Origin of the sequence: Photorhabdus sp. RM323S, from assembly GCF_042879375.1 — a bacterium.
GTDB classification, from domain to species: domain Bacteria; phylum Pseudomonadota; class Gammaproteobacteria; order Enterobacterales; family Enterobacteriaceae; genus Photorhabdus; species Photorhabdus tasmaniensis.
On sequence record NZ_JBHFKZ010000079.1, the window covers coordinates 1 to 11,757 of the forward strand.

The 11,757-nt window shown below is 39.6% G+C and carries 10 protein-coding genes; all 10 read right to left on the bottom strand.

Going from position 1 to position 11,757, the window contains the following annotated elements; all coding sequences use genetic code 11:
- A partial coding sequence (locus ACGF7G_RS20820; RefSeq protein ID WP_387468077.1) for an AMP-binding protein occupies window positions 1–2,288 on the bottom strand: 2,288 nt, incomplete at its 3' end.
- A 1,169-nt stretch (window positions 2,289–3,457) separates the two neighbouring features.
- The gene (locus tag ACGF7G_RS20825) at window positions 3,458–3,595 is read right to left on the bottom strand and encodes a hypothetical protein (RefSeq protein WP_387468079.1); all 138 of its coding nucleotides are present in this window, start codon (window positions 3,593–3,595) and stop codon (window positions 3,458–3,460) included.
- A 15-nt stretch (window positions 3,596–3,610) separates the two neighbouring features.
- Complete coding sequence (locus ACGF7G_RS20830; RefSeq protein WP_387468081.1) at window positions 3,611–3,742, bottom strand: hypothetical protein; 132 nt, start codon at window positions 3,740–3,742, stop codon at window positions 3,611–3,613.
- Window positions 3,743–3,769: 27 nt separating this feature from the next.
- On the bottom strand, window positions 3,770–5,092 hold the full coding sequence (locus tag ACGF7G_RS20835; RefSeq protein WP_387468083.1) for an MFS transporter: 1,323 nt from the start codon (window positions 5,090–5,092) through the stop codon (window positions 3,770–3,772).
- Window positions 5,093–5,261: 169 nt separating this feature from the next.
- Complete coding sequence (locus ACGF7G_RS20840) at window positions 5,262–6,230, bottom strand: TauD/TfdA dioxygenase family protein (protein WP_387468085.1); 969 nt, start codon at window positions 6,228–6,230, stop codon at window positions 5,262–5,264.
- 341 nt (window positions 6,231–6,571) lie between these two features.
- On the bottom strand, window positions 6,572–7,756 hold the full coding sequence (locus tag ACGF7G_RS20845; protein WP_387468087.1) for a CaiB/BaiF CoA transferase family protein: 1,185 nt from the start codon (window positions 7,754–7,756) through the stop codon (window positions 6,572–6,574).
- A 94-nt stretch (window positions 7,757–7,850) separates the two neighbouring features.
- Window positions 7,851–8,345, bottom strand: a complete 495-nt coding sequence (locus ACGF7G_RS20850) for an aromatic-ring-hydroxylating dioxygenase subunit beta (RefSeq protein ID WP_166296067.1) — start codon at window positions 8,343–8,345, stop codon at window positions 7,851–7,853.
- Window positions 8,338–9,558 (bottom strand): SRPBCC family protein, encoded by a 1,221-nt coding sequence (locus ACGF7G_RS20855; protein WP_387468089.1) that lies wholly within the window; start codon window positions 9,556–9,558, stop codon window positions 8,338–8,340. The genes ACGF7G_RS20850 and ACGF7G_RS20855 overlap by 8 nt, the downstream gene beginning before the upstream one ends.
- Window positions 9,542–10,684, bottom strand: a complete 1,143-nt coding sequence (locus tag ACGF7G_RS20860) for a cupin domain-containing protein (RefSeq protein ID WP_387468091.1) — start codon at window positions 10,682–10,684, stop codon at window positions 9,542–9,544. The genes ACGF7G_RS20855 and ACGF7G_RS20860 overlap by 17 nt, the downstream gene beginning before the upstream one ends.
- Window positions 10,685–11,222: 538 nt before the next feature.
- Window positions 11,223–11,757: MFS transporter (locus ACGF7G_RS20865; RefSeq protein ID WP_387468093.1), on the bottom strand; the 535-nt coding region annotated here is incomplete at its 5' end.

The window sequence follows — 11,757 nt, forward strand, 5'->3', positions numbered from 1 at the left end:
TGCTCAATCATCACCCCTTTTGGCACCCCCGTGGAGCCAGAAGTGTAAATCACATACGCCAGGTGCCGGGCAGTCAGCCCAGGAACCTGTGGATTACTGTCCGGTTGATCAAACAAGGTATTCGGGTCGAGCACGGTCAGCGTAGCCTGTGTTTCCTCACCCAATCCGGCACGACCGGCTTCATCCGCCAGCACCATAACCGGGGCCGCATCGGTCAAAATATGTGCCAAACGCTCGCCCGGATAAGCCGGATCCAGCGGCACATACGCGCTGCCAGCTTTCAATACTGCCAATAATGCCACCACCATTGCCGGTGAACGTGATACGCAAATCGCCACCCGCTGGTCCGGCTCTATCCCCAGCGCAATCAGCTGATGGGCTAGCCGGTTAGCGCGGGTATTTAATTCAACATAACTGAGGGTTTGCTCTTCATGCACTAACGCGGGCGCATCCGGGGTTTTCTCCACCTGTTGTTCAAACAACTGATGAATACACAACGTATCAGGATACACAGTTTCTGTGGCGTTCCAAGTTTCCAGTAACAGCGTACGTTCAGCCTCCGGCAACAAATTAAGCTGCCAGACGGGGATTTCATCACCGCTCCTTTTCGATAATGCCAGCACCGGTAAATGCTCACTCATCCGTAGAATCACTTCCGAACTCAGACGATTTTCATCATAGATCCAGCGAAAACCGCCCTGTGCATTCATCTGAAGCGTTAGCAATTCGCCGGATACTTCCTGATCATACGGTCTGTCATCCTGTATCACCGAGACGGCGATCTGCCACGGCCGGTTGGTTCTTAATGCCGGGATAGCCCGCAGTGAAGGAGAACGGGTGAAGAGGTCACGGCTAAATGTCTGGTGCTGTGCCAATCGGGCAAGTTCATCATCAATCCAGTCAGCTACTGCACTCCAGGGCTTATCAAACGCCACTTCAATGGTCATGGGGACCACCGGTGCCAGGACATCTGCCGATTTACCTTTGACCTCATCCACGCACCAACCGATTTGGAATTCAGCCTGTTGAGTCAGACGCACAAGATAGATAACCAATACCTGCAACAGTGCCTGTAATGGCTCCTCTTCATCGTTTTTTGGCAGTGGAGGCTGCCAGGGGCTCATTACCCATTGAGGTTCTGTCTGCTCCCCTATCATTTCAAAAGGTAACTGGATTGGCTGCAAAGAGGCAAGGCGCTCATACCAAAATGATTCACTGGGGGCGAGGGCTTGAAGGGTATTTTTTACATTCTGAGCCTGCTGTGAGGAAAGCAGAGGCAGCGGTTTACCCGGACTGAGTGCCGATATATCGGCAAGCTCCCTGGCAGACAGCAAGTGACCTTCAAGGGTGGCGAACCCGCCAATCCGAACATCCTCACTGCCGGTCGTCAACTGCCAGGCATCTTCCTCCACCCTAATCAGGGTACCGGGTACCCCCTCAGAACATGTGTTCAACCGCTGTAGCCAGGAAATTTGCACCGTGCCCTGTTCAAGTAATAGTTTCGGGCAACCCAATGGATTTACGTAATTCTCGCCAAAATCTAATGCTCGCACCAAAGCTGACAGTGCCTCTCCCGATTGTTTCCAATACAGATATCCCCCCCCATCGGGGCGACGTGACTGAGCATAAAAACTGCGTTGCGTGAGATCCTGCGGATAAGTCACCAATGTGCCGTGACCCAAATCTTTCAAAAGTTCAATAAACCCTTTCTGAGCCGCCTGATAACATTTCAGATTCAACGAGAAAGCGTTATCGTGTTCCTCAATCGATACCGGGCATTGCACAGCAATATCGCCAGTATCCACACCACCTTCAATAGAATGCCAGGAAATAGCGTAATGCGTCTCCTGGGCTAACAACGCCCAGGAAGTGGCATGACTGCCCGCATAACGAGGCAAAGGACTATCATGATAATTAAAAGCGCCGCCGCGAATCTGCCCAATTAGCGACACCGGTAAGATGATTGGATTGACGATGGAGAAAAGCCAATCGACAGGATGTAACGTGATTTGTTCTTGTAATGCATCGACCGAGTTCACACAAACAATCCCTTGTCGAGCCGCCCACGTTTGTAGAACCGTATCAGTAGATAGCACCGCTTGTATGATATGCCCGGCGGCCTGAATTTGCTCGGCGCAGAACACCGCAAGAGTCGTCCCCCCCACCACGACGCATGTACGTGATAGAATCGATGTATCATTTATATTATGAGTTTTATTTTCACATGACATCTGAGAGAGAGTTTCGACTTTAAGAACATTTTCCTCTGTAGTAACGTTACCTTTCATCTATTACCTCAACGAATCTGTTAGAAATTTGAGAATTGTCATTCCTGACAACCATCACCAATATTTCTTTCTTACTTCTTGCCCCCAAGAAATAAAAACGGATACATCTGAAATTAATTAAAGACACACAGATACTGTGCCAGAATCTGATTAATAACGACCAATTCACAATTCTTCAACACTAATTTATCTGACAGCAGAACAAATAACCCAACTCATTGTACAAATAGAACACGACATTCTTGTTCCTATAGAAACATTACAAATCACAATTAATTTCATCATATATTATTTTGTAATAACAAAATAACGTTAGCAGAATAACAATTAACACGATAAAATATTGATTGCAACCGAACGTATTCCAGTCAAATCGTTCTTTAATGCGATTTTCCGAACGTCTAGCGATATTTACTAACACGTAATGCCAGCTGGAACAGAGTTTAATATTATTCAATTTTCATATACCTGCCAACATATACATTTAGACTTTTCCCCATCACTTTTTCACGTTTATTACCTATTCCATAGGACTATTTTATTTGCCATTCTTTATAATAAAAAGCGAACTTGGTCAACGTTCAGACAAAAGCAATAGCTTTCGAACGTACTTTAGTTCTACGCCAAGGACAGACGAATCGAGTCGTTCTCACCTATTATATGTACATGCCGGTTTCCGCACACTGTCCATGTTAACCCTTTATTCACAAGAACGGTCAACGGCTATTAATCCCAATTAGGTAGCCTCTTAATTATCTCGAGTTATTTACAATAAACCCAATATGACCCAAAGCTAAATCATGAAATGAAGGATAATTAAATCAGCCTATATTACCACCAAAAACACATGTCCATGATCACCGCTTCAATTATCTTCTCACAATTATTTATGACAATAAACCTTTCCAACAATAACTCTACAATTAAATATATAATTTTGAGACCAAGGCGATCAACAAAAAATAAAACCAACAATAAAACAACAATAAAACCAGATTCAGATCACATAATATAAAACAGCGACAATAAAAAAATTCAAAAAAAATAACTTCCGGGGAAATTATCACGTTTCTTCTTCTGCTTTAATAGAGAAATAATCCGGTATAAACAATATATACCGGATTATCACATCAATGTTAAATTATTCTATATGAATTAATATATGAGTATTACAGTACTTCTCCATCACAATGGATTGCCAACGCCCTATTCAGGACCTGAGCTAAAGCCGCTTTATTTTCATTCTCCTCCAATAAACTAAAATGGTTACCCGGAATAACAATCAACCGAAGTGAAAAGTCAGGCATTATCTGTATCCAACCTCACAACGGTTCTCTCTTTAACAACTCCGATTTTTCATCCGTGACAAAAGAAACAGCAGGAGAAGATTCTATCGCATAAAACTGATGCAGCATTATCGCTAACGCTTGCAGATCATCAATTGACCAGTACAAAACTGTAACCTCTTCCGAGAAAACTCTCTATTTATTGTTTCCATAACTTACATCTTTAAATATCAATGTTGCAGCAGCTAAAATGACTGGAATGGATAAGATTGCAAAAATAGTCCTATGAGTTAATCCAAATCTGATAAATTCCGCCCCAAATAAAGCACCACAGATCCCGCCTAATCTTCCAAATCCTAACATCCAGGCAACACCAGTTGCCCTACAATTAGTCGGATAAAATTGTGCTGCAATTGATCCCATTGATGCCTGTGCACCATTCATTGTTGTCCCCGCAAGAAATATTAAAATACTCAATAAAAATACACTTTCTCCCTGACCAATAGAAAAGACCAAAATACCAGTAAGAACATAATTAGTTGCGACTACCTTGTGAGGATTAACCCGATCCATTAACCAACCAGAGAAAATAACGCCAATTCCACCACCCAAAGGAAATAATGCCGTAAGCATTGCTGCCATACTAATGCTAAAACCAGCATCGTTCATTAAAATCGGCATCCAACTGGTTAAAACATAAAAAACCAATAATCCCATGAAATATGTTATCCATAACATGGTTGTCCCAAGTAGAAATTGACTGGATAAAATAGTTTTAATTGCCGATTTATGTATAATTTCTTCCTCACCAAATGTAAATTTCTTTACATCATTTAAAAGTCCATTTGTCATTTTAAACAAAATTCGTCTTATATCTTCTTCTGAGTTACCTTTGAAAATTAGATATTTCAATGATTCCGGCAATAGAAAAAAAAGAAATACAGATAAAAACAGTGGCAAAATACCCCCTAAGATCAGAACACCTTGCCATCCAAAATGTGGAATAATCCATGCAGAAAACATTCCGCCTAGCGCCGCACCAAAAGGAAAGCCACAAAAAACGATATTTATTAACAAAGACCGCCGATGCTCTGGTGCATACTCAGATATCAACGTTATTGCATTTGACATTGCTGCACCAAGACCCAACCCCGTCAAAAAACGCACAATAGTTAATGTCTGTATTGAATCAGCTGCGGCGGTAACCAAACTAAACAGACCAAAAACACCCACTGAAATTGTAAGTACTAATTTTCGACCAAATCTATCAGCAAGCGGACCAGAAAAAAGCGCGCCCAATGCTAAACCAAAAAGTGCAGCGCTCATGACTGGCCCAAGAACAATGCTTTCTACGTTAAAGTCATTGATCACTGCGGGTGCAATATAACCAATTAATGCTGTATCGAAACCATCAATAGTCACGATAGAGAAACAAAGAATTAATACTTGCCACTGGACTTTTGAAAGTTTTTGACTATTGATAACATTCTGGATATTGACTGTTGTAATACTATTCATTTTAAATCACCGACGTCAAAGAGTTCATTATTATTAATTAGAAAGATAAATCATCCAGTTAACTTCAATTAATCTCAATGCAAAATGTGAAGGCAAAACAGAAACTCATATTTTATTGGTATAAGAGAGCTAATTGGTTAATTTAGCCCTCTTTTATTATAAAAGAAACTCATTCAAGTTCAAATTGGCGCAAGGCACGGCGATCATCCGTGTGATCATATTGATCTACTTTGAATTTACGTAAATCTGATTGTTGAACCATTGTACCGTCACCAACAGGCCGATCACCTTTTATTGTTACTCGTTCCATCAAACGGGGATTGGGATAATAATCATGAACCGCAGCATGCTGAACAGAACGATTATCCCAAAACACAAGCATATTAGGTTGCCAATGATGCCGGTATTGATACTCTAAAATGGCAGTGGAGCGATATAAGCTATTCAATAATTCAAAGCTCTCTCTATCATCCATGCCTTTGATATATCGAGTGTAGTGCGGATTAACAAATAAAATTTTTTTCCCAGTTACCGGATGTATACGCACTACCGGATGGCTAATGGGTGGATATTGATCTTCATTTTTACGCAGTTGTTGCCTCCCTTTATCCGTTTCAGGAAAAAGATATTTGTAAGATGCAAAATCGTGTATAGCTTCCAGCCCAGAAATAAATTGCTGCATTTTATTTGAAAGTGCGTTATAAGCGGCGGTCATACTCGAAAAACAGGTGTCCCCTCCAATTTCAGGAACAACTTTAGAATAAAGTATCGTTCCTAACGGTGGACATTCCCGATATGTCTCATCAGAATGCCAGCGATCAGTTAAGACCGGCGGATTACCTTCTTTATAATCAAAGACAATAAGCTCCGGAACCTCTGCTGAATTTTCAGCGAAAGGATGAACCGTCAGTTCACCAAAATAACCTCCAATTCGCAATAAATCTTCCGTTGAAAGGTTTTGGTTCGGAAAAACCAAAACTTCATGAGTAGCCAATGCATCAGATATCGCTTGAATACATCCATCATCTAACGGTTGACTCAAATCAATGCGGGTTATCTCAGCACAGAAATATGGACTTAATTTACGTAAAGAAAACCTGTCCTCAATATTGCCTGTATTAATTTCATTTATGTTCATGTTATCACCATAAGAAATTTTTAATTGACGTTATTATTCCCAAGCCTATTATTATATCTGCTGTCCAGAAAATTGATGCCAGAAATATTAAAACCAATGAACAGAAACCTCTCAGGATAAATGTTGCCACAAGATTAACTGATATATTCCAAGAGAAAATGACAGAATAAAAAATTGCAGATGAAAAATTGACTCACTCTATTAAAAATATAATCCATTTATTATTATCAAAGAAACACTCATTAACGCGAATAAATGCAATCAAAAATAGAAAAATTAATTCTCTGTTACCTTATTTTTATAGATATAGCAGAACAGAAACATGAGTAAAGAAAGAAATCTTATATTATTCCATTATTACGCAACTCAACTATTTCATCATCTTGGTAATTTAGCAACTCTTTTAAGATCACGTCAGTATGTTCTCCATGCTCTGGAGCAGCAGCCCTGACGGTTTGCATGTCACAAAAACGACTAGAATGAAATGGTTGCCCAACTAATGATAATTGACCAAGACGGGAGTGATTAATTGAACATTTCATTTTCAAATGATTCATTTGCTCATCATTCATTGCTTCCTCTATCGTATATAGAGGTCCACAAGGAATACCTACAGCATTAAGCTTTTCAATTAGCTCGGTACTTTTAAAATATTTTATTCTTTCTTTCAATTTATTCCATAATGAAGCTCTATTTAAAGACCGCAGTGCAATATTGCTATATTCATGAAAATCAGCCAACGCTGGGATATCCAAAATTTCACACAAAAGTCTAAATTTTGAATCTTCAGCAGCAGCGATATTAACTTGTCCATCTACCGTCGGAAATAACCCTATAGGCATTAATGTTGGATGATCATTACCCATTTGGGTTGGTACATCACCATTAGCAAGCCATCTTGCCACCTGAAAATCAAGCATTGAAATTGTAGATTCAAGTAAAGAAGTGTAGACCCACTGGCCCAGGCCTGTTTTCTCACGATAATAAAGCGCCATTAAAACTGCCTGAGCTAACGTCATTCCCGCACTTATATCAGTGATTGCCGCACCAACACGTACGGGCCCGCTACCAGGTATACCAGTAACTGACATTAAACCTGACATTCCCTGAATAATCTGGTCTACAGCAGGTCTTGTGCGATAAGGACCTGTTTGCCCAAATCCAGATATACTCCCACAAATAATACGTTCGTTTATTGATTGCAATGAATCATAATCAAGGCCAAGCCGATATTTAACTTCAGGCCTGAAATTTTCCAGAACAACATCCGCTTTACTCACCAGTTTTTTAAAAACGCTTTGCCCATCATCTGTTTTCAAATTCAGAGACAAACTCTGCTTGTTTCTATGCAGGTTTTGGTAATCAAACCCTTCACGTGAGCCCCCCATGCTGTCCCCAAGATCGACAGGCTCTTCAATTTTAATGATTGTTGCCCCCCAATCTGCCAATAATCGGGAAGTAACAGGACCCGCTCTATGCCGAGTAAAATCGAGAACCAGCAGATCATACATTGGTAATTGAGACATATATTTTTCCTATAGTGAGAATACATAGGTAAAAATTCAGATTTTCTATCTGTAAATAATGAGTAATTAATTTCCAAAAAGAAATTAGAATATCCTAAATTGGCAATACTATCGAATCAGGAATTATATCTGTATTTATAATACACATTCTATCTTTGAATTTTAATATACCGTCATCTTGAACTATTACGTCATGTGAACGCCCACAGACAAGTAGTTTACTGGATTCACCATATAAACTTTCATATATCGCAAAAGATGAACATGCTTTAATGCCATAAACATTGACGTCATCTATTGAAATCAATCGTACACCACTGACGATTCGGCATTGAGATCTTCTTCGATACATAACAGTTTTTTGCAATGCAATAGCTCTGTCCTTAATCATCTTTTGCCCATCACAGAGTACAAAACTCAGTGGAAAATTTTGATCAAAATTCTCCCTAGATGTAATTCTATAGTGGCTATCTTTAACAAAAAAATTGGGCCATTGTTCAATGTTACCTTCATCCAGAAACTCATTGTAGATGGTATAAAGCCATTGAACATCCAATGTGAGTTCACGAAATTCTGGCGTTCTATTCATCGTCTTCATAACCCATAATTTTTTTATAGTATTTATAAAACCCACGAATAGCTGACTCAGTCATCATATGATCTGCATCCCCCTCTCCGTTACCCGCTTCCAGAACGGCTACTGAGTTGGGAGAAGCAGCTGAACCGATCTGAACCATTGCCAATATTTCATTATCGTCAATTGTTACCAATCCAGACGGGCCAAATAAGTTTGCCTGATATAACCGTTTTTGAGTCAATTCAGGGCTATCCGATTCATATCCGAAAAATGTCCAGGTTTTAATACATGAATCAGGTCCATCTGGTTTCACATGCCTCATCACCAAACAATTTAATTGTTGCAAGAATATCAGATTTGGCCAAATGGTCATTACGGCCCCCGTACCATGCTCGTATTCAGATTGATACTCAATTAATCGTTTATCATTAAGACTGAAACCATTTTGAGAATTCAGCCGTTCCTTAAACTGTTCATTCTGAGCTTGCTTAAATGTTGCGGTTGAAACAAGAACACTGCTGCGTCCGTGTTTATCTACTTTAACGTGAGTTTCTTGATCAGAACGCCAAATACCAAAAGTCAGGAAAAATGAATGCAACAGTGCTGCATGAAATGGATCCTTTACATTTTCTACCTGGAGCTTCCAATTTGCGTGCACTCTATGCTGCATTTTTCCAATAACACGTAATGTTTTGCCATTACATACCCGATCAAAATAAGCCAATATGCCAGGCCCCAAATACTCTTCAAACGATTCAATTTCAAAACTGAAACTTGCAAAAACAACGCCATGCCGCTCTGTTACATTAAGCTGTTCTAATCCATGTTCCGTTGAATCAAAGTCTGGTGACATCCCTCCCTTTCCATCAATACCCCGACGAAAAGGCATACCAACAAGAGTACCATCAAGATTAAAAGACCACTCATGATAAAGACAGGTAAATAATTTCACATTCCCCCGCTCTTGGTGACATATCTGAGCGCCTCTATGTGTGCAACGATTCACAAATACTCTAAGTTTATTTCTTCTGTCCCTCACAAGAATTACCGGAACTTCACCTACGAATGTTTGAATAAAATCACCAATATCCTTTACTTCAGTGGTTAAACCAACATAGTTCCAGGTTCGGCTTTTGAAAATATAATCTTGTTCCCGATTATAAATTTCACGATCTGTATATACCTCAGACGGCACCCGACGAGGCCCCTCAATTGGCCATTTCAACGTCAGCCCCTTTTCCTGATTCCTTAGTTTGCTTATTATTTGTTGAATGCTCATCTGAATTGTACACTACCAGATCAGCAATTCGCCCCATAACAGACATCAGCATAGACCAGCCTTGATGTTGAATTTCAAATAATCGTTCTCCGTCACTCAAAGGTATATTTCGTAAGAATTCATAACCCATTGCCATATGCTCATCATCAGTGATTGTATGAATATCAAAATGACCTCCAGTGGCAGTGGATACCATCTCAGGCTGAATATGCTTATAGAAGAAAGTTGCTGAGGCTTCGACAACTAAGTGAACTAAAACAACTTTTTCAATATCACTAATTGAGTTCATTTTCCAGGGGAACCACGCGCTTGTGGATTCAAGAACCGGATCAAATACAGTTTGAAGATCTGTTCGATTCTTCGCTAAAATACGGTTATGGCCTAACTCTTCAATCAAATGAAGCCAGGCCAATTCTTCGAATTTAGGATCCTGTAAAGTTATCACCCGCGTCAGAACCATTTTTTGAAAATGATTCGACCAAACTTGAAAACAATCCAGAAATCTTTTCTTAGCTTCAGGATTTTTAAGCAACCCTTTCCGCACAAGCGCGAATAAACGATGTTTGTCAAATCTATCCATATATTTTTCATTGAGCTGGAACAACTGTTCAGCAATATTATCACCTACCTTGTCTGATTTCATTTCAGGATAAAAGATTGCCCATGGATCGGTGATATCTTCGTACAAACCACGAGAATCGAATTGGATTGAAAGACCCCAAAATCCATTAGGTTCCATCCCCTTAAATCCATGTAGTCTACCTGGCGGCACTAAAAGAATATCTCCAGCATTCATGTCAGCCTTTACCTCACCCGTCGTATGTGCTCCACCTTCACACATTAATATCATTGATTCGACTGGGTGAGTGTGCTCATTTAATTCTTCACCTGCTTCCAAACGTACCCACGCCATAGAAATACGATTATCGCCAGGAAGAAAACTGACAAGAGATTTATTCTTCATAAAATCTTTCACATGCCCTAACCAATGTTCAATACCATCAACTTCAATTGTTCTCATTGATGGAATTTCATCTCGTTTAACCAATGTAATATCAGATAATTTATTCATTTTCATTCTCACTTATTATTTAAAATACAAATAATTTCACCAAAGCGAGATCATGAAGTACAAACTCACTAAATTAACCTATATCGCGCTATCAGGAAATACATTACTACTCCCATTTCTTCGCTTAGATCTTTTTAGTCATTCGTACGAAAAGATTCACAATTAAATATACAATTAAGATAACAAATAATCAATAAGTAACATAAAATAAATAAATAATAAAGTTCGATTTAGCTCACATAACTAAACATAACAAAAGAAATAACAAATAGAAAAGTATAAAAATAAAAGAATAACAAATTAGAAATTATATATTCGATAGATATATAATTTTAAATATGAATTCCATATGCATTTAAAAACTTATATTTTCATGGTAGTTATAGTTATTCTTTTCATATAATTATTAAAGTCGGTCACGACAATTACATAAGATAATTATTTCATTTCAGACTTATTTCTTCACCCCCCTTTTTAAACAACATAAATATTAAAATCTACAATCTGACATAACATGAAAATATCAATAATCACTACATCACACATTTTCAGGGATGCGAGCATTTTGGGCGCAAATTGCATATACCAGAGCAATCCCCCCCAGTAAAGCACCGACGATGCAGACCCCGGACCAACCTGCGTAGGAAAAAATCCATGAAGAAATCAGCGATCCGGCAGCAGCACCGATAAAATTGGAAGTCATTGTTCCCGCTGTAAGGCGGCTGCGAGCCTCTGAATCCAAACGATAGATAGCGTTCAGGTTAGTAACATGAACACCTTGGATAGCCAAATCCTGCAACAAAATACCGATCAGCAAGGACAATACAGAGATCTGACCAAACGCAACAGGTAACCAGGACACTAACAGTAATATCAGACCGATACAGGTGAATCGGTTGCCCTGCCCTCGATCGATCATGCGTCCGAACCAGTTGGCCGCATAAGCACCAGCAACACCGGCCAACCCGAATAACCCAATAATGGTGTTCGAATAGGAGTAAGGTGGACTGACCAAGAGAAAAGTCAGGGACGTCCATAGCATACCGAACGAAGCAAACAAAAGGCCCCCCAAC